The sequence below is a fragment of the Micromonospora sp. NPDC048868 genome (assembly GCF_043198195.1).
In the GTDB taxonomy this organism is placed as follows: domain Bacteria; phylum Actinomycetota; class Actinomycetes; order Mycobacteriales; family Micromonosporaceae; genus Micromonospora; species Micromonospora reichwaldensis.
In genome coordinates this window covers 1-25,846 of record NZ_JBICUN010000035.1, presented here as the reverse complement: position 1 = coordinate 25,846, position 25,846 = coordinate 1, and the positions used below count along the sequence as shown (strand labels likewise).

The window sequence follows — 25,846 nt, the reverse complement described above, 5'->3', positions numbered from 1 at the left end:
CGACGGCCTCGGCCTCGAACCCGGCCGCAGCCTCCAAGAACTCCAACAACGCATCCTCGAACACGACGCCAAAATCCAAATCCCCGCACTCACCCGCTGATCCGCGGCCGTGACCGCCTGCCGGCACCGCGCCGACGGCCCCCGGACGCACCGCCGCCCGGCCCGCGACGCGGGCCGGGCGGCGTCGTGTCCGCCTACCGGTGGTTCAGCAGCACCGGCAGCGACGCCACGTCGTTCGCCATGAACGAGCGCAGCGGCTGGATCTCATCCGGCGCCACGGCCAGCGCGAGCTGCGGGAAGCGGGCGAACAGCGCCGGCACCGCCACGACCGCCTCCAGGCGCGCCAGGCGGGCGCCGGGGCAGAAGTGCGGACCCGCCCCGAACGCGAGGTGCTCCTTGTTCTCCCGGTCGATGTCGAACACGTCCGGGTTCTCGTGGACGGCCGGGTCGCGGCCGTGCGCCAGGTAGCTGATGAGGATGGCGTCGCCCGCCCGGATGACGACCCCCTCGCCGAGGTCGATGTCCTCCTTGGCCCAGCGCATCGGCAGTGCCGCCACCGGGCAGTGCGCCCGCAGCGCCTCCTCGATCGCGTCCGGCCAGCGGGCCGGGTCGGCCAGCAGGGTCGCCAGCTGGTCCGGGTTGGCGAGCAGCTCGCGGACCGTGTGGTCGATCAGCGTCACGGTCGTCTGGCTGCCGCCGCCGATGAGCAGCAGCAGCATGTCGACCAGCTCCTGCTCGCTGAGCGGCTCCTCGCCCTCCACCCGGGCCGCCATCAGGAAGCTCGTCAGGTCGTCGGACGGTTCGCGGCGCTTGAGGTCGATCAGCGTACGCATGGCGACGTTCATGTCGACGTAGACCGCAGCCGACTCCTCCTCCGGCACGTTGTCGGTGTTCAGCACCACGCGCAGGATGCGCAGCACCTCGGGCCGCAGGTCGTCCGGCACCCCGAACAGGTCGCAGATCACCCTGGTCGGCAACTGCTGGGAGTAGATGGTGTGCAGGTCGACCGGCTCGTCCGCCGGGTGCGTCGCCAGGTCGTCGAGCAGCCGCCGGGCGACGAGCTCCACGTGCGGGCGCATGGCGTCGATCCGCTTCGGGGTCAGCGCCGGCGCCACGAGCTGCCGCAGGCGCTGGTGCTCGCGACCCTCCGCCGTGGACATGGACTCGACGTCCACCCACGGCGACAGCCACTTGATCTCGCCGGGGGTGTAGCTGGGCACGTTCTTCTTGACGTTGCGGGAGACCCCGGGGTGGGTCAGCAGGCGCCGGACCACGTCGCCGCGGGTGATCGACCAGGCCAACATGCCTTCCGGCAGCTCGACGGCCACCGCGGGGCCGGCCGCGCGGAACTCGTCGATCTGCGCGTACAGGCACTTGCCGCCGCGACTGTCGATCTGGGTGGTGGGGGCAGCGCTGAAGTCGACCATAGTGCGCCTCCTACGATGGTGAGGGAACGCAGAGAAAGGTAACTGTCGATCGGGAACTGCCGGGTAACCGCTTTCTCGCAGCTGTCACGAATTCGCCTGGACAAAGGCGCAGATCATTGCGTCGTGCCGGCCGACCAACCTATCGTCCTACCACGACACGTGTCAGGGAGCGGCGATCCCGCCCTACTCACCGAATTCCGCGGCAACCCCATTTGTTAACGCGTGTGCGGAGGCAGAAACATGGACAGGATTCGCCGGGTCGGCGTCGTCGGATGCGGGGTCATGGGCGCCGGGATCGCCGAGACGTGCGCGAGGGCCGGCTTGGACGTGCTCGTCGCGGTGTCGCGGCCGGCCTCCCTCGTACCGGGCCGGGCGCGGCTGACCGCGTCGCTGGACCGCGCGGTGGGCCGGGGCAAGCTCAGCGAGGCGGATCGGGACGCGACGCTGGGTCGGGTGTCCTTCACCGCCGACCTGACGGACTTCGCCGACCGGCAGCTGGTGGTCGAGGCCGCCTCGGAGCAGGAGTCGATCAAGCTCGACGTGTTCGCCACCCTCGACAAGGTCGTCGAGGACGAGGACGCGATCCTCGGCTCGAACACGTCCTCACTGCCCATCGTGAAGCTCGGCGGCGTCACCGCCCGGCCCGAGCAGGTGGTGGGCATCCACTTCTTCAACCCCGCGCCGGTGCTCCCCCTCGTGGAGGTCGTCGGCTCGGTGCGTACGGACCCGCGGACCGTCGAGACCGTCGACGCGTTCGTCACCGAGGTGCTCGGCAAGCAGGTCGTCCGCGCCAAGGACCGCGCGGGCTTCGTGGTGAACGCGCTGCTGATCCCGTACCTGCTCTCCGCCGTGCGGATGGTGGAGTCCGGGATGGCGTCGGTGGCCGACATCGACAAGGCGATGACGCTCGGCTGCGCGCACCCGATGGGCCCGCTGCGCCTCGTCGACCTGATCGGGCTCGACATCGTGGCCGCGATCAGCGAGTCGCTGTACCGGGAGTTCCGGGAGCCGCACTACTCGCCGCCGCCGCTGCTCGCCCGCATGGTGGCCGGCGGCATGCTCGGCAAGAAGTGCGGCCGGGGTTTCTACGAGTACGGGCGATGAGCGCGTACGCCGCCGCAACGTCCCCTGCGGAGGTGGGCTGAACCATGGACCTCGTCGACCGTCTGCACCGCGTCGTCGCCGACGCGAAGTACCTGTCCCTGTCCACCGTCTCCCCCGACCGCCGGCCGTGGACGGCGGTGCTGCAGTACGCGTGGCTGCCCGACCCGCTGCGCTTCCTGTTCGGCTCCGCGACCCAGTCCCGGCACAGCAGGCACGTGGCGGCCCGCCCGACGGTGAGCGGGGCCCTCTTCGTCACCGGCGACGGCGGGCTCACCGAGGTCGACGGCGCCCAGTTCACCGGCACCTGCCGGGAGCTGACCGCCGACGAGGTACGCGCACACCACGCGACGTTCTACGACGCCCTGCTGCCGGACGAGGCGAGCAGGGCGGAGTACACCCTGCCCGTGTCGGCGCTGCTGCCGCCGGCGGAGCACCGCATCTACCAGATCTCGGTGGACCGCGTGTGGCTCGTCGACACCAGCACCTGGATCGAGGACCGGATCGACCGCCGGATCGAGGTGGACCTGCCCTGAGCGGGGCGGGTCCACCCCGGTCCCGGGGTCACTCGGCCATCGTCGCCCAGAACACCGCCTCGTAGGCGTGCACCATCCGCGCCGCGCGCAGGGCCTCCACCGGGTCGTCGCCCGCCGCGAGGCCGGTCGACACCACCCCGGCCGCCTGCTCCAGCACCTCGTCCGGCGTCTCGGCGAAGTAGCGGAAGTGCGCGACCGCCTCGTCGGAGAACCCGTAGCGCGTTTGGAGGGCGTCGGCCATCCGGGCGTAGAAGCCGCCCGACTCCTCGACGTTGACCAGCAGGGCCAGCGGGATCGCCGACCGCGGCCCGAACACGGCGGTCCGGACGATGAAGGAGGGGTACGCCTGAGCCAGCGGTCGCGGCTCGTGCGCCCGCAGCTCCTTCTCCCCCAGGCCCACGGCGGCGGCGAAGGCCGGCAGCAGGCCCAGCGCCTCCTCCTCGGCGCCCGCCATGGCCAGGAACAGCGGCTCGGGGAAGCGGGCCGCCAGGAACGCGAAGCTGCTCCGGTCGCTGGACACCAGGTGGTACAGCTCGCCGGCCAGGGCGCGCAGCCGGTCGGCCGACACCTCACCGCGCTCCAGCAGCTCCAGGAACCGGTTGGGCGCCAGCTCCAGCGACCGCCGGCCCTGTGCCACCAGCTCTGCCACGTGCTCGTCCACTAGTCACCTCCGAATCGTGCGGTGCAGGTTCGGGCCGCTCGCCGGTCCCGGTACGGGCTCGGCGATCCACGGCCCCTCGATGGACGCGTCGAGCACGCCCTCTTCCAACCAGGTGAAGCTGCCGCCCAGCACCCGCCGGGCGACCGCGACGTCGTCGCCGTCGGTGTTGGCCCACAGCCCTCGGCAGAGTTCGGCCACCCGCTGCCGGGACTGGCGGCAGAACGCGTCGGCCAACTCGACAGCGGTGCCGCCGAGCGCCCTGGCGTACACGCAGGCGGCGGTCATCGCGTACAGCTCGGCGGCGACGTCCACGACGCGGCCGAGGAACAGCTGCCGCTCGGCGACCGCCTCGCCCCACCGCTCCCGGCCCCGGTCGAGGTGCCGGGCCAGCTCGGCGCACGTCGCGGCGGCGGACGACAGGTGCCCGGCCAGCACGCCGTAGTCGGGCTGTGGCGCGGACGGCGTACCCGGCCCGTCGGCCGGAGGCGCCTCGTCGGCGAGGGCGTCGGTCCCGACGAAGACGCGCAGCGCCTCGCTGGAGCCGTCGAAGATCCGACCGATGCGCAGGTCCCGGAACAGCTGCTCGACGGGGACGCCGCGCTCGCCACGCGCGGCGGCCGACTCGGCGGTCTCGTACCCGCGACCGCCCCGGATCTGCATCAGCTCGTCGACGATCCGCCACGCCTGCTCCGACGCGAACAGCTTCGCGAGCTCGGCCTCGGTGTGCGTGTCCAGCACGCCGGCGTCGGCGTGCCGGCCGGACACCTCGACCATGGCCTCCAGCGCGAAGGCGGTCGCCGCGATGTAGGCGATCTTGCCCGCCACCGCCTCGTGCTCGCCGATCGGCCGGTCCCACTGCACGCGTACGCCGGACCACTCGCGGGCGATCCGCAGGCTCCACTTGGCGGCGGCGGCGCAGACGGCGGGCATCGACAGCCGGCCGGTGTCCTGCGCGGCGAGCGCCACCTGGAGCCCCTGCCCCTCCGGACCGATCCGGCGGCTCGCGGGCACCACGACCCGGTGCAGCCGGACGACCCCGTTCTCCAGGCCGCGCAGCCCCAGGAAGGAGCTGCGGTGCTCCACCGTGACCCCCGGCGCGTCGGCCTCCACCACGAACGCGGACATGCCTCCCGGGCCGCTCTCCGACGGCGGGACCAGGGCCATCACCACGATCAGATGGGCGATGGTGCCGTTGGTCGTCCACAGTTTCACCCCGTCGAGGCGGTAACCGCCGTCGCCGGTGGGGGTGGCGGTGGTCCGCATCCGGAAGGGGTCGTTGCCGATGTCGGGCTCGGTGAGGGCGAAGGCGGAGATCTCGCGTACGCACCTCGGCAGCAGCTCGCGCTTCTGCGCGTCGGTGCCGAACAGCCGCAGCGGCTGGATGAGGCCGATCGCCTGGTGCGCGCCGAGCAGCTCACCGAGCGAGGAGTGCGCCGTGCTGACAATCATCAGCGCCCGGTGGTAGCAGACCCCCGACAGGCCGAGCCCGCCGTACTCCCTGGGGAGCTTGATGGCGAACGCGCCGAGGTCGCGCAGGCCGTCGACCACCTCGTCGGGGATCCGGTCCTCGCGCTCGATGAGCCGGCCGTCCACCTTGTCGGTGCAGAACGCGCGCAGCCGCGCGAGGAACGCCTCGGCGTCGGCGTCGAGCCCGGCGTCGGGCAGCGGGTCGAGCAGGTCGACCCGCAGCCTGCCGCGCAGGAGTTCGCTGCCGAAACTCGGTCTGGTCATCGTTGCCTCCCCGTTGCGCGGGTGGGTCTGGATCGGGACACGGGCCGGGCCACGTTCGACTCGCGTGAGCGGGTGCGCCCGTGGCCCGGTCCTCGACGTGATTCAGCTCGCCGGCACGGCCTTGATCAGCGAGAGCGGGCCCGCGGCGCCGTGGCCGCAGGACTCGACGGTGAAGCCGGTCTCGGCGAGCAGGGACCGGAACTCGCTCTCGGTCCGCTCCCGGCCGCCGGCGGTCACCAGCATGTTGATGTCCGTGTAGAACATCACCGGGTTGTCGGTGTTCGCGGTGTCCGGCAGGACGGATCCGACGATCAGCAGCGTGGCGTCGGCGGGGATGTGGGCACGCACCGTGGCCAGCAGCTTCCGGGCGTTCTCGTCGTCCCAGTCCTGGAAGACGCTCTTGATGATGTACAGGTCGCCGCCCTCGGGGACCGACGAGAAGAAGTCGCCGGCCACGATCTCGCACCGGTCGGCGACACCGGCGGTGGCGAGCACGCCGGCGGCCTCGGCCACGCCCGCGGCGCTGTCGAAGCACACCCCCCGCAGGTGGGCGTGGGTGCCGAGGATCGCGGCGAGCAGCGTCCCGTCGCCGCCGCCGACATCGACGACGGTACGCACGCCGGAGTAGTCGTACCCGTCGGCGACGAGCTGGGCGGACGCCCTCGACTCCTGTCCCATCGCCACGTTGAACAGCGCGGACAGCTCGGGGTTCTCGGCGAGGTGCACGTACGCGTTCTTGCCGTGCACGTGGTCGAAGGCGCACTCGCCGGTCTCGATGGTGTGCCGCACCTGCTGCCAGGACGCGAACAGCGTGGGGTTGGTGAAGAACCGGGTGAACGCCCACAGCGAGTTCGGCGAGTCGGTGCGCAGCTGCTCGCCCACCTCGGTCAGGCGGAACTCGCCCGGCGTCGGCTCGACCAGCACGCCGATGGCCACGAGGGTCCGCAGCAGCCGGTGCAGCGACGGCGCGTGGGTGCCCGTCGCCTCGGCGAGCTGCGCGCTCGTGACCCGGCCGTCGTGGATGTGGTCGGCGAGCTTCAGCTCGGCGGCGAGCGCGAGCGACTGCGAGGCCATGTAGCCGCCGATGATCTCGATCAGGGCGGCGCGGTTGCGGATCCTGGAGGCCAGGGTGGCCGGAACGGTGCTGGTCATGAGGCATGCCTTTCCGCGAGGGGGTGTCGAACCCACACGTTGGGCTCGACGTAGACGGCGTGGTCGTGGTCGACGTTCACCGCGACCGGGGTCAGGGCACCCGGCACGACGACCGGTCCGCTGGTGTCGAAGGGCAACCCGGTCCAGTCGCGCCACTGCGCGAGGCTGCCGGAGATCGTCATGGAGGCCGGGCAGACCTGGAGCACCTGCCCGCCCGCCCGGACGTGCACGCGCAGCCACGGGTCGGCCGGCAGCCCGTCGTCGCGGGTCCGGGCCGCGTACCCCGGCATCGGCTCGTGCGGCTCGGCGTGCTTGCCGCTGGGCCGGACCGGCCCGACGACGTCGCGGTAGCCGTGCCGGCGGGCGTTGTCCTTGACCGCGTCCAGGACACGCCCCGACATGTTCCGGGCCTGCATGCCCGGCACCACGGCGATCTCCAGTGCGCAGAGCGCGGTGAGCTCGCGGCCGGCGGAGGTGTCGAGCATGCTCATCCCCAGCACCGCGTCCCAGCCGGTGTCGGGCAGGCTCGCCGGGTCACCGTCCCAGGCGAACGGCACGCCGGCCGCGCGGGCCACCACCGTGTCGTCGGATTCGACGACGACGAGCTGGTGCTCCGGGTACCGGTCGAAGGCCCAGCCGATCACCATCGGCTCGGGCGGGATGTACTCGGGCCACGAGGCCTCCATGTGGAGCATCGCGTCCCGCAGGTCCGGTCGCTCGGCGAGCGTCAACACGCGCACGGGGTCACCTCCCTCGGTCAGGCGGCCAGGCTGCGCGCGGGCAGCGGGTCCGCGGGCATGGCGCATTGGTCGTCGGCGTGCCTGCGCAGCAGCGCCAGGTATTCGGTACGGGGCACCACGACCGCGCCGATGAGCTTCGCGTGGTCGCCGTCGTGCTGGACGTCGACCGCCACGCCGCCGCTCTCCGCGACGCGCCGCACCAGGCACGCGACCGCGACCTTCGCGGCGCCGCTGCGCAGCGCGAACTGGGAGTCGGCGCTGAACACGCCACCGACCCGTACGCCGAACGTGCCGCCGATCAGCTCGTCGCCCTCCCACACCTCGACGCTGTGGGCGTGCCCCGCCGCGTGCAGCTCGCGCAGCGCCGACACGAGCCGGTCGGTCAGCCACCGCGGCTCGCGGCCCACGCGGCAGTGCTGGACCACCCGGTCGAAGCAGACGTCGAGCGTCGTCGTCCACTCGACCTTGTTGCGCAACTGCCGCCGCAGGCTGCGCTGGATGCGGGCCTGGTCGACGCGGATCACCGGGCGCGGGTCGGGCGAGCACCAGGCGACGGCGTACGGGTCCGCGCTCCCGGCGAGCACCGCGATCCGGCCGGCGGCGACGTCCGCCTCGTAGGTGAACTCGCTGACGATCTTCCGCTCCTCGGTGTCGGCCGGGAACGGGAACAGCCCGTGCCGGTAGGCGCCGAGGAGCGTCGTCGCGGACAGGTCGTCGCCGAACGCGACCGGGCCCTCGGTGGGGGCGTGGGTGAGGTCGAGCGTCTCCCAGCCCATCACGCGGCCCGCAGGAACCCGGTGCGGGTCAGGTAGCCGATGTAGCGGTCGAGCATCTCCGCGTCCACCGTCGGGATCTCGATGCCGCTGCCGCGTAACGCGTGCTCCACGTTGGTGCGGGAGAAGACGGGGAACGTCGTCTCCAGGTACATCTCCGCGACGCTCATCTGGCCCGTCGCGCAGCGGTCGATGAACAGCGGCGCGAACGGGGTCATCGGATGGTCGGGCTGTTCGACCGCGACCCGCACCATCTCGTCGAGCCACTCGGCCCAGGTCACCTCGCGGATGTCGTGCCCGTGCGCCCGCAGGCGCTCGACCAGCACCGAGATGTTGACCTTCCCGGGATTGGTGAGGTGGTAGACCTCGCCGGCGGGCCGGGACGCCCGGGCGATGTGCGCGACCGCGGCGGCGAACACGTCGACGGGCGTGTAGTCCAGCGGCAGCTCCGCGACGGGGGCGGTGCCGGTGTCCACCACGAACTTCTTCATCGCGCACATCTCCGTGGCGATGTTCCACGCGCCGTTGACCCGGTCGCCGGAGATGTCGGCGGCCCGGTAGATCGCCACCGGCAGCCCCTGCTCCGCCGCCCGGTGTAGCAGCGCCTCGGCCACCCACTTGCTCTCCACGTAGCCGACGGAGAGGTGGTCGGCGTACGCCAGCGGGGTGTCCTCGTCGACGTGCCGGACGCCGGCGGTGCCGAAGCCCGCGACGACGGCCATCGTCGACGTGTAGTGGACGGGGACGTTGCGGTGTCGCGCGGCCATCCGGATGATCTCGCGGGTGCCTTCGACGTTCGCCGGCCGCATGTGCGAGTACGGGTAGATGAAGTTGACGGCCCCGCCGGGGTGGTGGATGACGTCGACCGTGCGCGCCAGCTCGTCGAAGGCCGCCTCGGACAGGCCGAGCCCGGGTGCCGCGAGATCCCCGGGGACGGCGACGATCCGGCCCGCCGCCTGGTGACCGGCGAGGTCCTCGCCGAAGTAGTGCCGCGCGTTGGCCTGGATGCGGGCCAGGCCCTGCTCCGGCCCGTCGGCGCGCACGAGGCAGTGCACCACGGCGTCCGTGCTCGTCAGCAGTTCCCGCAGCAGGTAGATGCCCAGGAAGCCGGTGGCGCCGGTGAGGAACACGTGGCGGGGGTCCTGCCAGCGCGGCTCGTCGGACACGTCGCGCCGGACCTGCACGTCCAGCTCCGTCTCGGCGGCGAAGTCGACACGCTTGCGGGTGTCGTCGCCGGCGAGCGTGCCCTCCCGGGCCTCGCGCACCGCCCGCGCCAGGCCGCGCGGCGTCGCGTCCTCCAGCAGCAGCCGGATCAGCGGACGTACCTGGGTGATGAGCACGCCGAAGGAGCCGCGGATCTTCGCGAGCAGCTCGGCGGCGAGGATCGAGTTGCCGCCCTGCGCGAAGAAGTTGTCGTCCGGCAGCACCCGGGGCACGCCGAGCACCTGCCCCCACAGCCGGGTCACGCCGCGCTCCACCAGGTCCACGGGCGTGTCGTCCGCCGCCTCGGCGGCGACCGTCGCGGTGCTCGGCGCGGGCAGCGCGGCCAGGTCGACCTTGCCGTTGGTCTTCAGCGGCAGCTCGTCGAGGGCGACGAACGCCGTCGGCACCATGTAGTCGGGCAGGTGGCGGCCGACGAACTCGCGCAGCTCCGCGACGTCCAGGGGCCGTGGGCCGGTGTGGTACGCGACCAGGCGCCGCTGGCCGTCGTGCTCGTACGTGGTGACGGCGACCGTGTCGACGCCGTCGTGCGCCGCCAGCGCCGCCTCGATCTCGCCGGGCTCCACCCGGAAACCACGGATCTTGACCTGCCGGTCGATGCGCCCGATCACCTCGAGGTTGCCCTCGGCGGTCCAGGCGCCCAGGTCACCGGTCCGGTACATCCGCGCGCCGGGCTCGGACGCGAACGGGTCCGCGCGGAAGCGGCCGGCGTCGTCCTCGGTCAGGTAGCCGCGCGCCACGCCTCGACCGCCGATGTGGATCTCACCGCGCTCGCCGGGGCCGACCGGCCGGCCGTGCTCGTCGAGGACGTACACGACGGTGCCGGGCAGCGGCCGGCCGACGGGAGCCGCGCCGCGGGCGGGCAGCACGTCGGCGGTCAGGTCCATCAGGCAGGAGGTGATCGTGGTCTCGGTGAGCCCGTAGGCGTTTACCAGCCGTACCCCGGGCATCAGGTCCAGCGCCGTGCGGCAGTCCTCCGCGTTGACCGCCTCGCCGCCCACGATCACCAGCCGGACCGGCAGGTCACCGGCCTGCGCGCCGGCCTCGGCGAGGAAGCGGCGCCAGTACGCGGGGGTCAGGTCCATCACGGTGACCCCGTGGTGGCGCAGCCGCTCCGGCAGCTCGCTGGGCGCCCAGCTCAGCTCGGGCAGCACCAGCGTCGCCCCGCCCAGCAGCGCGACCGTGATCTGCTCGATGGAGGTGTCGAAGGAGAGCGCGCCGAACTGCAGCACCCGGTCGTCGGGGGCGACGCCGTAGCGGCCCACCAGCTCCCCGCACAGGTGGCTCAGCGAGTCGTGGTTGACCACGACGCCCTTCGGCGTACCCGTGGATCCCGACGTGTAGATGATGTAGGCGGCGTCCCCGCCGCCCTCCGCCACGGCCGGGGCGGTCGCGGCGCCGTCCGTGACGCTCGCGGTGAGCGCCCTGACCGGCAGGTCGGCGAAGCGCGCCAGGTCGCGCCCGTGGGTGATGACGGTGGTGCAGTCGGTCTCCTTCACGAACGCCTCGACCCGGCTGTCCGGCAGCCCCGGATCCACGGGCAGGTAGGCCGCGCCCGCCTTCCAGATGGCGAGCAGACCGACGATGGCGTCGATGGAGCGTTCCAGGTGGACCATGACCACGGAGTCCGCGCCGACGCCCTCGTCGACGAGGTGGCGGGCCAGGCCGTTCGCCCGGCGCTCCAGGTCCGCGTAGCTGACGTGCGCGTCGCCCTGCACGACCGCGGTCCGGTCGGGCTGCGACGCCGCGCGGACGGCGATGAGTTCGTGGACACGCGGTTGCGTACGGATGTTCATGTTTTCCCTCGGGTGTGAGCACGGTCGTACCCGTGGATTTACCTGCCGCTGACCCAACGAAATTCGATACGGGCGACACTACTGCCTGAGGGCGGTTCCCCCGACTACCAGAATGAGCATGGAACCAGAATTGACACTACTCATCAGGGTAGTCCTTTAGGCGCGGTCCACCCGTCGTCGAATTCAACGTGAAGGACGCCGGAAATCGCTATGTGGCAGTGCTGTCCGGAAGGTCCGGAGCGCCCGCTACGCCGCGGAGGAGACCGGCACGTGGCGGACGAGTTCGGCCCGCGAGGAGATGCCCAGCCGGCGGAACAGGCCGCGCAGGTGGTAGTTGACCGTGTGCGGCGACAGCCGTACCCGGGTCGCGATCTGCCGGTTGGTCATGCCCTCGGCGACGAGCCGCGCGATGGCCCGCTCGACGCCGCTGAACGACTCCCACGCGCCGCCGGCGTCCGGGCGGTGCTCGCGGGCGGCGGGCGCGGAGCGCAGCCCGATCCTGCGCCGCAGGTCGGCGGGGGCCACGGGCTCCGCCGACGGGTCGGCGGCGCGGGACGCACCGGTCACGGCCCGGCGCCGGCGCAGGCGGTCGCGGTCGACGCGGAGCGCCTGCCGCACAGCGGGCGGCAGGGCGTCGAGCACCGCCCACCACACCAGTTCGTGCCGGAAGGCGAGGTCGTCGCCCACCCAGTCGAGCAGGCCGGCGTCGAGCAGCGCGTCCAGGTCCGGCAGCAGCTGGGCGGTGTTCCGCCGGGTCATCGCCGTCAGCTCCGCGAGCTGGCAGGACCGACCGAGCACGGCGGCCACCCGCAGCAGCTGCCACGCTCCGGTCGGCGCGCCGCGCAACGTGGCACGGACCAGCTCCTGGACCCGCTTCGGCGTCCGCGCCCGGCCGGGCCCGTCGGTGACGCCCTCGACGCGGATCCCCTCGCGCAGCGCGGCCAGCAGCAGCGGGTCCCCCGCCGCGGCGGCGACGAGCAGGCGCATGGCAGGATCCGCCACGACACCGGGCGGATCGGCGACGAGCCGACCCACGGTGTCCCCGGACAGCGGGCGGCCCGCCGCGGCGAGCGCCCCGACCATCTGCGACAACTGCTCGTCCTCGTATGCCACGACGCAATCGTGCACGTGAATGTCTGCCGGTCTCAACATTGCCTTACCACCAGGTACGCCGAGCAATTACCCGCACGTGGGGGAAGCGACACCGCAGCGACTTGCCGGCGGGTGACCGGGGATTGCTTCGATCAATGTAATGACGTCGCGAGAGAGGCGGGCAGTTGTGGAACCCGTTGTGGTCCAGGATTTCGTACCGGCGATCGACCTGTCGGGCCGCACCACCGCCGAGGGGCGCGCGGCCATCGCGGCAGCCATCGGCAAGGCGTGCGAGGGTTCGGGGTTCTTCACCGTCGTGGGGCACGGCGTGCCCCGGGAGCTGGTGAACCGGATGTACACCACCACGAAGACCTTCTTCACCCGACCCGAGGAGGAGAAGGACCGGAGCGCGAACCGCGGCTCCGGGGTGTCGGGCCTGCGCCGCCCGGGCGGCCCGTACGAGGCGTTCGCCGCGCACGTGACGGGCGACCTGAGCGACGAGGAGCGCGCCCGGCTGGGCACGCACCCGGCCACCTGGAAGGCGGCGAACATCTGGCCGGACGACGACTTCAAGGCGGTCTGGTACGAGTACATCGCCGCCATGACCGAGCTGTCGGCGGACATCATGCGGCTGTTCGCGCTCGCCCTCGGGCTGCCGGAGGACTTCTTCGACAGCAAGTTCGACGAGCACGTGTCCCTGATCATCGCCAACTACTACTACCCGACGCCCGACGACGGCGTGCTGCGGCGGGAGATGCACACCGACTGGGGCAGCCTGACGGTGCTCTACGTGGAGGACGAGCTGGGCGGGCTCCAGGTGCGCCGCGGCGACGACGACTGGCTGGACGTGCCCGCCATCCCCGGCAGCTTCGTGGTGAACATCGGCGACCTGATGGCGTTCTGGACCGGCGGCCGGTGGGCGTCGACCGTGCACCGGGTGGTCAACCCGGAGGGGACGGACGCGCCGTCGCGCGTCTCCATCCCCTTCTTCTACCTGCCCAACCACGACACCACCATCGAGCCCATGCGCCCGCTGGCCCAGGAGAGCGCCGAGGCCGGGCTCGACCGGGTGACCGTCGGCGAGTGGTTCTCGCACAAGATGCAGTCGACGTACCAGGCTTCCGCGTAGCCGACCCCGCGGCGCCCGCCGGACCGCCCCGCAGACGCGGTCCGCCGGGCGCCGCGCGGTGGGCGGGCCGCCGGGCGCTTCCGGCGCGCGGCGCATCGGCGACGGGCGGTCCGCCGGGCGGCGGTCCGGTGTCAGAGGGAACGCACCGCGCCCGGCACGGTGAACTCGATGGTCTCGCGGGCGACCTCGCGCTCCACCACCGTCACCGGCCCGCGCGCCCGCAGCGCCTCGACCACGCCCTCGACCAGGCGCGGCGGGGCGGACGCACCCGCGGTGACCCCGACCGTGCTGACACCCGCCAGCCACTCCGGCAGGATCTCCGCCGCGTCCTCGATGAGGTGGGCCGGTCGGCCGGCGCGGCGGGCCAGCTCGACGAGCCGTTGCGTGTTCGCCGAGTTGGTCGAGCCGACCACGAGCACGAGGTCGGACTCCTCGGCGACCGTACGCAACGCCGCCTGCCGGTTGGTCGAGGCGTAGCAGATGTCGGCCGAGGACGGCCCGCGCAGCGCGGGGAACCGTTGGCGCAGCACGTCGAGCACCTCGGCGGTCTCGTCCACGGCGAGCGTGGTCTGGGTCAGGTACGACACCCGGTCCGGGTCGGGCACCTGGACCGTGTGCGCGTCCTCCAGCGACTGCACGAGCAGCATCCGTTCCGGCGCCTCACCCAGGGTGCCCTCGGTCTCCTCGTGCCCCGCGTGCCCCACGAGCAGGACGGTGTCCCCACGGTCGGCGTACCGGCGCGCCTCCGTGTGCACCTTCGCCACCAGCGGACACGTCGCGTCGAACACCTCCAGGCCGAGCCGGTCGGCCTCGGCGCGCACCACGGGCGACACCCCGTGCGCCGAGAACACCACAGTCGCGCCGGCGGGCACCTCGGCGAGTTCCTCGACGAACACGGCGCCGCGCGACTCCAGGTCGGCGACGACGTGCGCGTTGTGGACGATCTGTTTGCGGACGTACACCGGGCTGCCCCGGCTGGCGAGCGCACGCTCGACGATCTCGATCGCACGCTCGACACCGGCGCAGAACGCACGCGGTGCCGCGAGCAGTACCGTTACGGACTCGGCTACGGACATCGCGCACTCCTTCCCACGCATCTCCGCAGTATCGAGGCGTGTCCTCGCAATCCGGTGGGGTTCCGATGGAGCACCAGCGACGACGCCCGGCGCCGGCACGTCCGCTATCCGTTCACCTGGTAGGCGGCGAGAACCGTCTCGGAGATGAGGCGGGGGGCGGCCGCCCGGTCCACCTGCCCGCTGGCCACGTCGGCGGCGGCGCCCTTCATGATGTGGTGCAGGACGCTGGTCAGCCAGCTGGCCGGCAGGTCGACCCGGAACACCCCCTCGTCCTGGCCCCGGCGGATCAACTGGTCGACGCGTCGCGCCGGCTCGGCGTGCAGCTGGTGCACGCGTTCGGGCGGCAGCGACGCCTGGGCCGCCTCCAGCACGGCGCTCGACTGGGCGATCAGCAGCCAGCTCGACCGGATCAGCACGCGCAGGGCGTCCCGCGGGTCGCCGGTCAGGTCGAGGCCCGCCAGGAGTTCCTCCCCCTCGGCCAGCACCCGGGTCAGCGCGGCCTCGACCAGGGCGTCCCGGGACGGGAAGTGACCGTAGAGGGTCACCCGGCCCACCCGCGCCGCCTGCGCGATGTCGCTGACGCTGGCGTCGGGGTCGCGACTCAGGCAGCTCACCGCCGCCTCCAGGATCCTCTCCACGTTCTGCTGGGCGTCGGCCCGGCGGGTCGGCTTGGCGAGTGGGCGAGTCATGGAACTTCCCCTAAGTCGAACAGGCGTGCATGAGTTAACGTGTCTCCGTAACTTGAACACTACCGTTCGACTTGGCGGAGGAGCCTGGCAGCCATGGCGGAACCTGTGACCGCAACCGAAACTCCCACACCCGCGAGTCCGCATCCGCAGCGCTGGCGGATCCTGGGCCTCGTCGGCATCGCCCAACTGATGCTGATCCTGGACGTCACCGTCGTCGCGATCGCCCTGCCGCACATGGGGTCGGACCTGGGGATGGATCGGGAAGCCCTCACGTGGGTGGTGAGTGGATACACCCTCACCTTCGGCGGCCTGCTGCTGCTCGGCGGGCGCGCCGCGGACCTGTTCGGCGCCCGGCGCCTCGTCCTCGCCGGGCTCCTGCTGTTCAGCGCCGCGTCCCTGACGGCGGGGCTGGCGACCAGCGGCCCCATGCTGCTGGGCGGTCGCGTCGGGCAGGGCCTCGCGGCGGCGCTCCTCTCCCCCGCCGCCCTGTCCCTGGTCGTCACGATCTTCGACGGCGACGAGCGCAACAAGGCGCTCGGCATCTGGTCGGCGCTCGGCGGCGGCGGCGCCGCCCTGGGCGTCCTCCTCGGCGGCCTACTCACCGCCGGGCCGGGCTGGCCCTGGGTGTTCTTCGTCAACGTGCCGGTCGGCATCATCCTGCTGCTGGCCCTCCGGATGCAGCTGCCGCCCCAGGCGCCCACCGGCGTGCCGGGCCGGCTCGACGTGCCCGGCGCGGTGCTGGTGACGGCCGCCACCGGATCGCTGATCTACGCGCTGATCCGCGCCGGCGACGTCGGCTGGGCCGACCCGACGATCCTGGCGCTGCTGCTGGCCGCCGTGCTCCTCTACGCCGCGTTCGTCGTCTGGCAGCGCCGCGCCGCGAGCCCGCTGATGGACGTACGGCTGCTGTTCCGCCGGCCGGTGGCGACCGGGGCGCTGCTGATCCTCGTCGCGACCGCGCTGATGATCACCGTCTTCTTCCTGGGCACGTTCTACCTCCAGAACTACCAGGGCTACGGCGCCCTGCGCACCGGGCTGCTCTTCCTGCCCGTGGCGATCACGACCATGCTCGGCGCGAACGCCGCCGGCCGCGTCATCGGCCGGATCGGGGCGCGCACGCTCGGCGTCCTCGGCCTGCTCGTCGCGGCGGCCGGCATGGCGGTGCCCGCCTTCGTCGACGGGACCCTGGCCCTCGTCGTCGGGGTGGCCGTCGCCGCCTCCGGCACGGGCGTCCTCTTCGTCGTGGCCTCCGCCGTCGCGCTCGGTCAGGTCGCGCCGCAGGAGGCCGGTCTGGCGTCCGGCATCGTCAGCACCTTCCACGAGTTCGGCGCCTCGCTCGGCGCCGCCGTCGTGTCGAGCATGGCCGCGGCCAGCATCGCGGGCACCAGCACCGAAGGCTTCTCCCGCGGCTTCACCACCGGCGCCGTCATCGCCGTCGCCGCCGCCGTCCTGGCCTTCGTCATCACCCCCCGGCCGACCCACTGAGCCCCGACCCGGTGGCCGGTGGGGGCCCGCCCACCGGCCACCGGGTCGGACATCCTCCACCACGCCCCCGACAGGCGGGCGCGGGAACGGCCGGTGGGGGCCCGCCCACCGGCCGCCGGGTCGGAGCCCGGCACGCTCGGGGACGCGCGGGCGCCGGTCACCGTCACATCGACGGGCCGGCGCTCACCGGCGTACCCGCGGCGCGATCCAGGCGCCGAGGCTGTCGCCGTGGCACTGCTCGACGCTTGTGGTGCCGACCCGCAGCGACACCTGGGTCGAGTCGCTGATGTCCACCTTGACCGGGCGGGTCCTCCCGAGGCCGACCGTGGTGGTGAAGACCTCCTTGCGGTCGGAGAGCACGGTGAACCGCAGCGGCACGCCCTTCGGGGACTCGTCGGCGATGCCAACGGCCGCCTCGAGGACCCGGAACTGCCGACTCACCACGAACGTGACCGTGTAGTTGTCGTTCAACCAGCACGGAGACGCGGTTGCCGGCCCGCAGGGCAGCGAGAACGCCTCGCGTGGGCTACGGGACGATCGGGAGCACGTCGGCGTCGCCCCCGGTCTGGGGCAGCCCGGCGGCTGCGGCGACGACCTGGACGGCGTCCTCCAGCGTGGTGGCCTCCGGGAGGACGAGTTCGTCAGGCCAGCCGAGGACGTCGTGGGCGGCGTACCAGCCGCTCATCTGCGTGGCGGTGAACTCGCCGACCTGCGGGCGCGTCAGGTGCCGGCGCAGGGTCTCGGGCAGGGACACGTCGAGGTAGACGAAGAGCGACCGCCCCCGGTGACCGTCCCGCAGCGCCGTCAGCAGGGCCCGGTGGCGGCCGGTGTGCAGGATGCCCTCCAGCACGACGTGGTAACCGTGGTCGAGCGCGAACCGTACGGTCTGCTCGATCAACGCCGGGGCCGCGCCGCCGGGCTTGTCGCGCTCGCCCAGCACGATGCGGCGCAGGTAGTCCTGTTCTACCAGCGCACAGCCCCGGCCGTGCCGACGCCGCAACTCCCGGGCGATGCTGCTCTTACCCGAGCCGGAGTTGCCCCGAACGCAGACGAGGATCGTGTCCGCGCTGCCGGTCGGGACGGCGTCGGCGTCGGCGTCGGCGTCCATAGTGCTCCCTTCCGGTCAGCCGGTGCGTACGGTCAGGCCCAGGGCGGCGACGACGCATAGAGCCATCGGCAATCTTGACAGTCTCGGCCTCGTTGGGACACCCTCGGGCCGGGCCACGCCCCGAGACGACGCACCCCCGTCCGGCGGGTTATCTCGCCGTCCTGCGGGACCGGCCGTTCCGGCGGCTGGTCCTCTTCGCCCTGGTGATCACGATCTGCGGCTACGCCCAACTCGAGGTGGGATTCACCGCCTTCTCGGTGCAGGTCGCGGAGGTGACACCCCGGGTGATGGCGTGGGCGCTGGCGAGCAACGCGGTGGTCATCGTCGTACTGCAACTGCTGGTGATCGGCCGACTCAACGGGCGCAGCCGTTCGCGGGCCCTCGCCGCTGTCGGCCTCGTGTTCGCCATCACCTGGCTGGCGCTTGGCATCGGTGGCCTGGCGGGCCGGGACAACGCCCTCCTCGCGGCCTGCTGTGTGGTGGCCTGCGCGACGATCTTCGCGTTGGGCGAGACGATGCTCGCCCCGGTGCTTCCGATGCTGACGAACATTCTCGCCCGCGACGAGTTGCGCGGCCGCTACAACGCGATGAACTCGATGACCACCGGCATCAGCGGGGTGATCGGCCCGGTCACCGCCGGTCCGCTGATCGGCACCGGCAACGCCACGGCCTGGGTGGTCATGGTCGTCGGTGGTTGCCTGCTGGCCTCGGCGGTGGGGCTGTCGCTGCGCCGCCTGCTCACCCCGTTGCAGGATGGTCGGGTGCCGCCCGGGACGGCCCGACTCGCGCCCGCCGCGCCAGCCCGCTCGACCTCCTGACCTATCGGGTGCCGGCCGGCTCGCCGTCCCGGGGCGCGGACCGGGACGGCCCGCCCAGCACCGCGCTGCTCTCCCGGACCAGCACCGTGTGCGGCGCGATGATCCGGGTCGGGGCCGCGTCGGGCAGGGCGATCCGGCTCGTAACCCGGGCGACGGCCTCGCGGGCGATGAAGGCGGTGTCGACGCTGACGGTGCTCAGGGCGGGCCGCGCGTACCGCGCCTCCTCGCTGTCGCCGATGCCGACCACGGCGACGTCTTCCGGGACGCGCAGGCCCGCGTCGAAGACGGCCCGCATCGCGCCGATCGCCAGCAGGTCCGAAAAGCACAGCAGCCCGTCCGGACGCAAGTCCTGTGCCAGCAGCGTCCGGGCGGCACGGTAGCCGTGGTCACGGCGGTGCAGTAGCGCGGGTTGGAGGTGCCCCGACGACTCGGCGAGGCCGGCCCGCCGCAGGGCCCTTCGGTAGCCGACCATCCGACGTTGCGCCCGGGTGGAGGACTCGTCCGGACCGACGCCGATCGCGGCGATCTGTCGGCAGCCCGCGCGCAGGAGGTGCTCGGTGGCGTCCTGGGTCGCCCCGGCGTGATCGACGGTGATGTGGTCCCACCGGTGGTCGCTGCTCTCGCCGAGCAGCACGAGTGGCGCACCGGCGCCGGCCTGTTTTCTGACCAGTTCCGGCGGGGCGTCGTCGGCCACCAGGATGATGCCGTCGACCAGCGCGTGGTGGGTGCCTCCGGGCGGAGGGTGGCCGCAGTGGTCAGCGTCGGCGCGCCGCCGAGCAGCACCAGGCAGAGCAGGGTGAGGGTGAGTCTGTGCCGCCAGAGCCTGCGCAGGCTGAAGGAGATCGCCGACCGGGCCGACGCGTCGATCCCGCCCGGTGACTCGACCACCCGCAAACGCCCCTCCCCGTCGGCTCTGGATCACCCGCGCGCGGCCCCGATCGCCTGCGTGGGAACGGTCGCGAGTCGGTGTCCATTCGGCACCGACGCCCACGACGGACGGGTGCCAATTCAGCCCGGTGCCGGCACGGACACACCCCGACCAACCGGCCGCCGCAGGGCGACCCGGCCTGGTCGGCGCACCGTTTTCCGCGTACGCGTGTGGTATCCGCGCCGGAACTTCGACGGCGGGTCGTCCGGCTCGCTGGTGTGAGCGGTGCCGCCGGGTGTGCGGACGGCCCGCCGAGCGGCCACCCGCGTCGGTTCACCCCCGCCGGGCAACGGTGATGATCTCCGGGCTCGTCTCGGTGAACGCGCCGCCCTGCCAGTCGCCGAACCGCTCCTCGACGACCAGACCGGCGCCGGTCAGAAACGACGACAGCGTCGCCACGTCCAGGAACCTCAGCACGCTGTGGCTGGTACGCGGTCCCGGCCAACGCGGGCTGGAGAACGTCGTGGTGAACCGCACCGTGCCGGGCTCGACCGGCGGCTCGGCGTCGTACTCCATCCGGACGGTGGCACCACGGGCGTCGACGCCCTCCACCGCGTGCTCCGGCGTCCACCGCTCCCAGGCCCGCGCCGCCGGGTTACGGGTCTCGAACAGGAACCGGCCGTCGTCGGTCAGTGCCGACCGGACCGCCGCCAACGCGGATCGCAGCTCCTCGTCGTCGACGAACACCTGAAACGCGTGGCCGGTCATCACGACGAGGTCGAACTCCCGCTTCCAGCGCACCGAGCCCAGGTCACCCAGCACCCACTGGACGTCGGAACGGCTGCGGGCCCGCGCCAGCATGCCGGCGCCCGGGTCCAGCCCGCACAGACGCCCCTGGTACCCGGCCGCACGCGCCCGGTGCAGCAACAGGCCCGTCCCGCACCCCACGTCGAGCACGGCACGCGCCGACATCACCCAGGGCAGGTAGAAGGCCAAGTCGTCGCGCTGGTCCCAGGAGCAGAACACGTCGTACAGCTCGGCGAGATCGGGATCGGCGTACTGGTGATCGACCACCCCATCTGTCTACCCGCGCGCCTCGCGGCCCACAACCGGCCGAACCCACGGATCAAAAATTGGTCTACGTCGAGTCTTTCAGTCCATGCCGGTCGCTGGAGTCCGTCTGTTCGGGTTCATGGCCCTGCTGTCCGCCTCCGAGCCCAACCGACCGGTCAGCGAAACTCGTGCACGACGTCGATCGACCAACGATGTGCCTGTTAGCACCACTAATTTCGAACCCGCGCAGAAGACCCCAGTCGGCCGGCGCCAATGGCACGTCATTGGCACGCGGGTAATCGTTGATCTTGAAATATCGAAAGCTCTGGCGGGGGACTTGCGCCCTGGTCAGGGTCTCCGGCGTGGAGCGGGTGACGGTAATCGCCGAGCACCGACCGCCGCTGGCCGGGGAGCCAGCTCCAGCAACGGTCGTTCTTCTCCGGTCAGTTTCCGGCCGGTTGGCACCCAAGGGGTAGAACTTAGTACGTGACCAGCACCCACAACGAGGTCAGCGGTACGGTGGTCGGCAATGTCGTTCAGGCGGGCCACATTGGCCAGGTCACCGTCAATGCTGCGCCACCTCTGACAATGTCCGGGTTGCCGGCAGGCACGACGAGGTTCGTTGGCCGGGTCCGCCTGCTGACTGAGATTGCCACGCTGCTCGATGACGAGGGGCCGATCGTGATGTCCGGGGCACCCGGCGTCGGCAAGACCGCTCTCGCTCTCCATGTCGCGCATGCGGCCATCCGCCATGGCCGGTTCCCTGGTGGTGTGCTCTTCGCGGACCTGCGCGGCTATCACCCGGCGCCCACCGACCCGACAGAAACGCTGACGACGTTCGTGCAGTCACTCGGACTACCACATGACCAGATCCCGGTCGGGCATGGTGCCCTGGAGACGGCATACCGTTCATTGCTTGCTCGGCACGGTGCCGACGCCGGGAGCGTGTTGGTCGTACTGGACAACGCGTCATCCGCTGCCCAGATCCGTCCGTTGTTGCCGGGCTCCGGCTCGCATCGCGTGGTGGTGACGAGCCGCCACCGACTCGCCGACCTCGACGGCCTGCGTCCGGTGCACCTTGACGTGCTCGATGTCGACGAGGCTGTCTCCCTGTTGGCTGCCGGCGAATCGCGGGACGACCGGCTTCGTCGGGAGTCAGCCGCGATGCGCGAAGTCGCCGCGCTGTGCGGCCACCTACCCTTAGCGCTGCGGATCGTGACGGCACTGTTGTTGGACGACCCTGGTCGGCCGGTGTCCGAAGTGGCGAGGGCGCTACGGGACGAACGCCATCGGCTGGCAGAGCTGGAGTACGGCGACGATCTCGCCGTACGGGCGGCGTTCGACCTGTCCTACGCTCGACTCTCTGTTGCCGAGCGCCGGATGTTCCGGCTGCTCTCACACGCTCCCGGGCAGCGGGTCAGCGACTGGACCGCAGGGGCGCTGGCCGGCATCCAGACCCACGACGCCACCAGGTTGCTGGCTGCGCTGTGTCGGGCGAGCATGCTGCACCGTTCCGACATCCGGGGCTGGTACCAGTTCCACGACCTGATCCGGCTCTATGCCACGGAGAAGTCGGCACAGGAGGACTCGCCGGAAGAGGTGGACGACGCCATCGAAAGGATGCTCGTCGAATACTACGCGATCGTGGAAAAGTGCCTCGACATGTTGTCCTCGCGCCATGACAACTCGGCGGACAACGTCGAGCACAGAAACACGTTCTCGACATGGTTGGCCATCGAGCGGACAGCGCTGATCGAAGTGGTCGACATCGCGCAGCGGTACGGCTCTCACCTGTTTGCGGCCCAGTTGGCCAGCAACGTCAGCCACCACCTCAGAGACACCAGGCGGTGGGCCGAGGCGGCAACCATAGTGGAGATGGGGATCAGGTCGGCGCACCAGAGGTATCCCGAGTATGAAGCCACGCTCCGGTGCGACCTTGCGGGCACCCTGGTGTTCCTCGGCCGGGAACAGGAGTGTCTCGGCCATCTGACCAGGGCCGCCGATATCGCCGCCACGCTCGGCAACCGAAGGTTCGAGGGGGTCATCATGCGCGAGCTGGGAGCAGCGCACTCCCATCTCGGCAACATCGCAACCTCTCTCAAACACTATCGCGCCGCGCTCCAGATCGCTGTGGACGCCAGCGACGTCCTGCAGCAGGGAAATATCCAGATATCGATCGGCGTAGCGCTGGAGAAGGCCGGCAACATCGACGGGGCGCTCGACCAGTTCAACCGTGGGCTCCTGTTGTTCCACCAGGCCGACGCTCGGAGCAGCATCGCATCTACGGAACGCCTGATCGCCGGGGTCTACTTCAACCGGCTGAACCGTCACGATCTCGCCTGCGACCACTACCTTGAGGCCCAAAAGATCTGCCGCGATATCGGTGACCACCACAGCGAGGCCGAGATCTGGCATGAGCTGTGCCGCATCTGCATCCGTGATGGAAACCTCGAAGTAGCCATAACGGCATGGCGGTCGGCGATGTTGTTGGCCAACCGAATCGACTATGGCGACCTGATCAAAGACCTCGAACTCATGTCCACCGAATTTGGCCTGGCCGAGATCGCCGCCGGCGACCCGTCGGCGTCACTGTAAAGGAGTCTGAAGATGGACCCGATCAGCCTGGCGATCGCCACCGGCATCGCGTCGAAAGGCAGCGAGCTGGCCATCGACCACGGATCGCGCGCCTGGCGGCGTCTGACGCAGATCGTCAAGGAACGCCTCCGCCGCGATCACGACGGCTCAGAGTTGCTCCAGGGATCAGCACTGACCGAACTGGGCGCGAACCAGATCAACCACCTCAGCGAGATCCTCACTGCGCTGCGGCAGCGCGACCGAGGCTTCGACGAGCAGCTGCGGGGCGCATGGCAGGAGGTCATCGATCTCCGCCGTACCGATGGACAGGTCAACAACATGATGACCGGCACCGCGGGCGGCCACGTGATCCAGGCGGGTCACATCTCAGGCGGAGTCACGTTGGGCAAGGTTCATCCGCTCTCCTGAGCATGGCCCGGGTCTGACGTGGCGCACCATCTGCGAGTCCAGGACCACCGCTGACGGGCTCGCGTTGCTACCCCGGGCCGTGCACCCGTTCCCGCAGCAGATCGTGGATCCGCTGCGTGGCCCCGTCTGCTTCCCACTTCGCGTAGTAGGTCTGCCCCTCCTCGCCGGAAACGCGCACGCTGCGTTGCACGCGAAACTCATCGCCGCCGACAGCAGGGTCGCGCTGATCAGCAGCGCCAACCTCACCGACCGGGCACTGTCTCACAACATCGAGGTCGGCGTGGTGCTCCACGATCCGGAGGTGGCGCGAAAACTCGTCGCGCACTTCCAGGCCCTTACCGATTCCCGTACTGGCGTGTTGCAGCAGCTAAATAAGTAGTGAACACCCAGCGAAACACATCGGTCTACCGGAGCTGGCGAAGGCCGGCGGCGTCGGGTACGTGCCACGAGCCTGGACGCGCTACCGGATGAACGGTTGGGTGGGCCTGACCCGGGACACCTACACCAGCGTGTCTCCCGGCTCGCAGGCGCGGAGGCCGTAACGGGTCGCCCATGGCATCCCTCGCGCCGTCCAGGTGATACCGGAGGCGGCGACCGGGACGCTCGGTTCCCCTTAGGCCGAAACGAAGCTGCGCGCCCTTCCCTCAGGGAAGAACGCGCAGCTTGATGCTGGTGCGCCGCCAGGGACTCGAACCCCGAACCCGCGGATTAAGAGTCCGCTGCTCTGCCAGTTGAGCTAGCGGCGCTCGTTGGCAACGGGGAGAAGATTAGCATGCCTCCCGAGGGGGGTTCCAATCCGATCCCCGGCTCCCCCCTTCGGCCGAGCTTACCGGGCATTCGTGGACGAATCGGCCGGGCGCACGAGGACAGGGGGCGGACAAACGGCGACCATGCGGCACGATGTGCGCCAGGTACGCGAGAACAGAGGTGGGGATGGGCATGTTCGCGCGGGCCGGGGCGATGGTGGGCGCCCTCGGCCTGGTGGCGTCGCTGGCTCTGACGGGCTGCGGCGCGGAGCAGAAGAAGCAGGCGGAGTTCGTCGGCGGCACCGCGCCGGCCACGTCCGCCACACCGGGTGCGGCGGGCACGGCGGCCGAGCCGGGCACCCCGGCCGCGCCGAGCGGTCCGCCGCTGACGGTGAGCCCGGCCGACGGGGGGAAGAACCGGCCGGTCAGCTCCGAGATCAGCGCCGAGGTGCCCGGCGGCGGGAAGGTGTCCAGCGTCACGCTGGCCGCCGCCAACGGCGGCCAGGTCGAGGGGCGCCTGCGCGCTGACGGCTCGTCCTGGGTGCCGTCGAAGCCGCTGAAGTACGGCACCCGTTACACGGCCACGGTCACCGCCACCGGCCCTGACGGGACGACCAGCCAGGGCAAGAGCACCTTCACGACGATGGCGAAGCCCAAGTCGGTGATCAGTTCCGGCCTCTACCTCTTCGACGACAAGACCTACGGCGTGGCGATGCCGGTGGTCACCGAGTTCCACCCGGGGATCCCGAAGAAGGACCGGGCGGCGGTGCAGAAGCGCATGTTCGTGCAGACCGATCCGCCGCAGCCGGGCGCCTGGCACTGGGTGGAGAACGGCACCCAGGCCTACTACCGCGCGCCGGAGTACTGGAAGGCCGGCACCACGCTCACCGTCCGGATCGCCCTGGCCGGCATCCCGCTGAGCAACGGCCGCTACGGCAACGTCGACCGTGCGGCGACCGCCAAGATCGGCCGGGCGTTCGAGATGCAGGTGGACAACGCCACCAAGAAGATGACGGTGTACGAGGACGGCCAGGTGGTCCGCACCCTGCCGGTGAGCCTGGGCAAGAAGAAGACCCCCTCCTCCAGCGGCACGATGGTCGTGATGGAGAAGAAGGAGTCCACGGTCTTCGACACCCGCGACGATCCGGACCCGGCGAACCGCTACGTGACGGAGATCGACTTCGCCCAGCGGCTCACCTGGGGCGGCGAGTACATCCACGCGGCGCCCTGGTCGGAGCACGTGCAGGGCCGGCAGAACGTCTCGCACGGCTGCGTCAACGTCTCCATGGCGAACGCCCGCTGGCTGTTCGGGAAGACCAAGGTGGGCGACCCGATCACCATCAAGGGCACCGAGCGCAAGCTGGCACCGGGCAACGGCTGGACGGCGTGGAGCCAGAGCTGGTCCGAGTTCGTCAAGGGCAGCGCCGTGCCGGTGTCGGAGGCCGGCGAGGGGTCGCCCTTCTGAGGCGCACACCCACCGACGATCCGGCGACCGGCCCGCACCCGCGGGCCGGGGGGGGGCGGCGGGGGGCCCCCCCCCCGCGCCCCCGGCCCCCCCCCCCCCCCCCCCCCCCCCCCCCCCCCCGGCCCCCCCCCCCCCCCCCCCCCCCCCCCCCCCCCCCCCCCCCCCCCCCCCCCCCC

24 protein-coding genes and 1 tRNA gene are annotated in these 25,846 nt (G+C 71.6%); 9 read left to right on the top strand and 16 right to left on the bottom strand.

The window, feature by feature from the left end:
* Positions 1 to 194 precede the first annotated feature (194 nt).
* On the bottom strand, positions 195 to 1,427 hold the full coding sequence (locus tag ACGFNF_RS30225) for a cytochrome P450 (RefSeq protein WP_393172323.1): 1,233 nt from the start codon (positions 1,425 to 1,427) through the stop codon (positions 195 to 197).
* A gap of 240 nt (positions 1,428 to 1,667) precedes the next feature.
* On the opposite strand from ACGFNF_RS30225, the gene ACGFNF_RS30220 reads away from it, so the two are divergent.
* Entirely contained in the window at positions 1,668 to 2,531 is an 864-nt protein-coding gene (locus ACGFNF_RS30220; protein ID WP_151453515.1) for a 3-hydroxybutyryl-CoA dehydrogenase, read from the top strand.
* A gap of 44 nt (positions 2,532 to 2,575) precedes the next feature.
* On the top strand, positions 2,576 to 3,064 hold the full coding sequence (locus ACGFNF_RS30215) for a pyridoxamine 5'-phosphate oxidase family protein (RefSeq protein ID WP_132240862.1): 489 nt from the start codon (positions 2,576 to 2,578) through the stop codon (positions 3,062 to 3,064).
* Between the two features lie 28 nt (positions 3,065 to 3,092).
* Here ACGFNF_RS30215 and ACGFNF_RS30210 read toward each other — a convergent pair whose 3' ends face one another.
* From ACGFNF_RS30210 to ACGFNF_RS30180, 7 genes are all read right to left on the bottom strand, one after another.
* Entirely contained in the window at positions 3,093 to 3,725 is a 633-nt protein-coding gene (locus tag ACGFNF_RS30210) for a hypothetical protein (protein ID WP_357580777.1), read from the bottom strand.
* A 3-nt stretch (positions 3,726 to 3,728) separates the two neighbouring features.
* Positions 3,729 to 5,456, bottom strand: coding sequence for an acyl-CoA dehydrogenase family protein (locus tag ACGFNF_RS30205; RefSeq protein ID WP_393172320.1), 1,728 nt, complete (start codon positions 5,454 to 5,456; stop codon positions 3,729 to 3,731).
* Positions 5,457 to 5,558: 102 nt separating this feature from the next.
* A complete protein-coding gene (locus ACGFNF_RS30200) occupies positions 5,559 to 6,608 on the bottom strand; it encodes a methyltransferase (protein ID WP_357580779.1) in 1,050 nt (349 codons plus the stop codon).
* Positions 6,605 to 7,348: an N-acetyltransferase gene (locus ACGFNF_RS30195; RefSeq protein ID WP_357580780.1), complete on the bottom strand. Its 744-nt coding sequence runs from the start codon at positions 7,346 to 7,348 to the stop codon at positions 6,605 to 6,607. The genes ACGFNF_RS30200 and ACGFNF_RS30195 overlap by 4 nt, the downstream gene beginning before the upstream one ends.
* A 17-nt stretch (positions 7,349 to 7,365) precedes the next feature.
* Positions 7,366 to 8,124, bottom strand: coding sequence for a leucyl/phenylalanyl-tRNA--protein transferase (locus ACGFNF_RS30190; RefSeq protein WP_393172317.1), 759 nt, complete (start codon positions 8,122 to 8,124; stop codon positions 7,366 to 7,368).
* Positions 8,124 to 11,138, bottom strand: coding sequence for an amino acid adenylation domain-containing protein (locus tag ACGFNF_RS30185; protein WP_393172315.1), 3,015 nt, complete (start codon positions 11,136 to 11,138; stop codon positions 8,124 to 8,126). Before ACGFNF_RS30185 ends, ACGFNF_RS30190 begins: the two co-directional genes overlap by 1 nt.
* A 246-nt stretch (positions 11,139 to 11,384) precedes the next feature.
* A complete protein-coding gene (locus ACGFNF_RS30180; RefSeq protein WP_393172313.1) occupies positions 11,385 to 12,251 on the bottom strand; it encodes a LuxR C-terminal-related transcriptional regulator in 867 nt (288 codons plus the stop codon).
* Between the two features lie 178 nt (positions 12,252 to 12,429).
* Between ACGFNF_RS30180 and ACGFNF_RS30175 the strand changes: the two genes are divergently transcribed.
* Positions 12,430 to 13,359 carry a 2OG-Fe(II) oxygenase family protein gene (locus tag ACGFNF_RS30175; RefSeq protein WP_357580784.1) on the top strand — a complete coding sequence of 310 codons (930 nt, stop codon included), beginning with the start codon at positions 12,430 to 12,432 and terminating at the stop codon, positions 13,357 to 13,359.
* A 131-nt stretch (positions 13,360 to 13,490) separates the two neighbouring features.
* Here the strand turns inward: ACGFNF_RS30175 and ispH are convergent, their stop codons facing one another.
* Both ispH and ACGFNF_RS30165 read right to left on the bottom strand, forming a co-directional pair.
* A complete protein-coding gene (ispH, locus tag ACGFNF_RS30170; protein ID WP_207914700.1) occupies positions 13,491 to 14,435 on the bottom strand; it encodes a 4-hydroxy-3-methylbut-2-enyl diphosphate reductase in 945 nt (314 codons plus the stop codon).
* A 104-nt stretch (positions 14,436 to 14,539) separates the two neighbouring features.
* Positions 14,540 to 15,124: a TetR/AcrR family transcriptional regulator gene (locus ACGFNF_RS30165; protein WP_393172311.1), complete on the bottom strand. Its 585-nt coding sequence runs from the start codon at positions 15,122 to 15,124 to the stop codon at positions 14,540 to 14,542.
* A gap of 105 nt (positions 15,125 to 15,229) precedes the next feature.
* On the opposite strand from ACGFNF_RS30165, the gene ACGFNF_RS30160 reads away from it, so the two are divergent.
* On the top strand, positions 15,230 to 16,609 hold the full coding sequence (locus tag ACGFNF_RS30160) for an MFS transporter (protein ID WP_393172309.1): 1,380 nt from the start codon (positions 15,230 to 15,232) through the stop codon (positions 16,607 to 16,609).
* Between the two features lie 183 nt (positions 16,610 to 16,792).
* On the opposite strand, the gene ACGFNF_RS30155 is transcribed toward ACGFNF_RS30160, so the two are convergent.
* Both ACGFNF_RS30155 and ACGFNF_RS30150 read right to left on the bottom strand, forming a co-directional pair.
* On the bottom strand, positions 16,793 to 17,053 hold the full coding sequence (locus ACGFNF_RS30155) for an NPCBM/NEW2 domain-containing protein (protein ID WP_393172307.1): 261 nt from the start codon (positions 17,051 to 17,053) through the stop codon (positions 16,793 to 16,795).
* A gap of 82 nt (positions 17,054 to 17,135) precedes the next feature.
* Positions 17,136 to 17,717, bottom strand: a complete 582-nt coding sequence (locus ACGFNF_RS30150) for a kinase (protein WP_393172305.1) — start codon at positions 17,715 to 17,717, stop codon at positions 17,136 to 17,138.
* A 92-nt stretch (positions 17,718 to 17,809) separates the two neighbouring features.
* On the opposite strand from ACGFNF_RS30150, the gene ACGFNF_RS30145 reads away from it, so the two are divergent.
* The gene (locus tag ACGFNF_RS30145; RefSeq protein WP_393172303.1) at positions 17,810 to 18,535 is read left to right on the top strand and encodes a hypothetical protein; all 726 of its coding nucleotides are present in this window, start codon (positions 17,810 to 17,812) and stop codon (positions 18,533 to 18,535) included.
* Between the two features lies 1 nt (position 18,536).
* Here ACGFNF_RS30145 and ACGFNF_RS30140 read toward each other — a convergent pair whose 3' ends face one another.
* Both ACGFNF_RS30140 and ACGFNF_RS30135 read right to left on the bottom strand, forming a co-directional pair.
* Entirely contained in the window at positions 18,537 to 19,457 is a 921-nt protein-coding gene (locus ACGFNF_RS30140) for a LacI family DNA-binding transcriptional regulator (RefSeq protein WP_393172325.1), read from the bottom strand.
* Between the two features lie 279 nt (positions 19,458 to 19,736).
* Complete coding sequence (locus ACGFNF_RS30135; protein WP_393172301.1) at positions 19,737 to 20,477, bottom strand: class I SAM-dependent DNA methyltransferase; 741 nt, start codon at positions 20,475 to 20,477, stop codon at positions 19,737 to 19,739.
* Positions 20,478 to 20,942: 465 nt separating this feature from the next.
* Between ACGFNF_RS30135 and ACGFNF_RS30130 the strand changes: the two genes are divergently transcribed.
* Together ACGFNF_RS30130 and ACGFNF_RS30125 are read left to right on the top strand one after the other, a co-directional pair.
* On the top strand, positions 20,943 to 23,051 hold the full coding sequence (locus tag ACGFNF_RS30130) for a tetratricopeptide repeat protein (protein WP_393172299.1): 2,109 nt from the start codon (positions 20,943 to 20,945) through the stop codon (positions 23,049 to 23,051).
* Positions 23,052 to 23,063: 12 nt separating this feature from the next.
* Entirely contained in the window at positions 23,064 to 23,459 is a 396-nt protein-coding gene (locus ACGFNF_RS30125; protein ID WP_393172297.1) for a hypothetical protein, read from the top strand.
* Between the two features lie 67 nt (positions 23,460 to 23,526).
* Here the strand turns inward: ACGFNF_RS30125 and ACGFNF_RS30120 are convergent, their stop codons facing one another.
* Complete coding sequence (locus ACGFNF_RS30120) at positions 23,527 to 23,649, bottom strand: hypothetical protein (protein ID WP_393172295.1); 123 nt, start codon at positions 23,647 to 23,649, stop codon at positions 23,527 to 23,529.
* Here ACGFNF_RS30120 and ACGFNF_RS30115 point away from each other — a divergent pair.
* Positions 23,644 to 23,838, top strand: a complete 195-nt coding sequence (locus ACGFNF_RS30115; RefSeq protein WP_393172293.1) for a phospholipase D-like domain-containing protein — start codon at positions 23,644 to 23,646, stop codon at positions 23,836 to 23,838. The genes ACGFNF_RS30120 and ACGFNF_RS30115 overlap by 6 nt on opposite strands.
* 291 nt (positions 23,839 to 24,129) lie before the next feature.
* On the opposite strand, the gene ACGFNF_RS30110 is transcribed toward ACGFNF_RS30115, so the two are convergent.
* Positions 24,130 to 24,205 (bottom strand) — tRNA-Lys (locus ACGFNF_RS30110).
* A gap of 187 nt (positions 24,206 to 24,392) precedes the next feature.
* On the opposite strand from ACGFNF_RS30110, the gene ACGFNF_RS30105 reads away from it, so the two are divergent.
* On the top strand, positions 24,393 to 25,670 hold the full coding sequence (locus ACGFNF_RS30105; RefSeq protein ID WP_393172291.1) for an Ig-like domain-containing protein: 1,278 nt from the start codon (positions 24,393 to 24,395) through the stop codon (positions 25,668 to 25,670).
* The last annotated feature ends 176 nt before the right edge of the window (positions 25,671 to 25,846 follow it).

Coding starts and splice junctions, on each gene's coding strand:
- ACGFNF_RS30185 (WP_393172315.1), bottom strand. CDS start 11,138: ATGAACATCCGTACGCAACCGCGTGTCCACGAACTCATCGCCGTCCGC.
- ACGFNF_RS30105 (WP_393172291.1), top strand. CDS start 24,393: ATGGGCATGTTCGCGCGGGCCGGGGCGATGGTGGGCGCCCTCGGCCTG.
- ACGFNF_RS30165 (WP_393172311.1), bottom strand. CDS start 15,124: ATGACTCGCCCACTCGCCAAGCCGACCCGCCGGGCCGACGCCCAGCAG.
- ACGFNF_RS30190 (WP_393172317.1), bottom strand. CDS start 8,124: ATGGGCTGGGAGACGCTCGACCTCACCCACGCCCCCACCGAGGGCCCG.
- ACGFNF_RS30225 (WP_393172323.1), bottom strand. CDS start 1,427: ATGGTCGACTTCAGCGCTGCCCCCACCACCCAGATCGACAGTCGCGGC.
- ispH (WP_207914700.1), bottom strand. CDS start 14,435: ATGTCCGTAGCCGAGTCCGTAACGGTACTGCTCGCGGCACCGCGTGCG.
- ACGFNF_RS30220 (WP_151453515.1), top strand. CDS start 1,668: ATGGACAGGATTCGCCGGGTCGGCGTCGTCGGATGCGGGGTCATGGGC.
- ACGFNF_RS30200 (WP_357580779.1), bottom strand. CDS start 6,608: ATGACCAGCACCGTTCCGGCCACCCTGGCCTCCAGGATCCGCAACCGC.
- ACGFNF_RS30215 (WP_132240862.1), top strand. CDS start 2,576: ATGGACCTCGTCGACCGTCTGCACCGCGTCGTCGCCGACGCGAAGTAC.
- ACGFNF_RS30125 (WP_393172297.1), top strand. CDS start 23,064: ATGGACCCGATCAGCCTGGCGATCGCCACCGGCATCGCGTCGAAAGGC.
- ACGFNF_RS30205 (WP_393172320.1), bottom strand. CDS start 5,456: ATGACCAGACCGAGTTTCGGCAGCGAACTCCTGCGCGGCAGGCTGCGG.
- ACGFNF_RS30150 (WP_393172305.1), bottom strand. CDS start 17,717: ATGGACGCCGACGCCGACGCCGACGCCGTCCCGACCGGCAGCGCGGAC.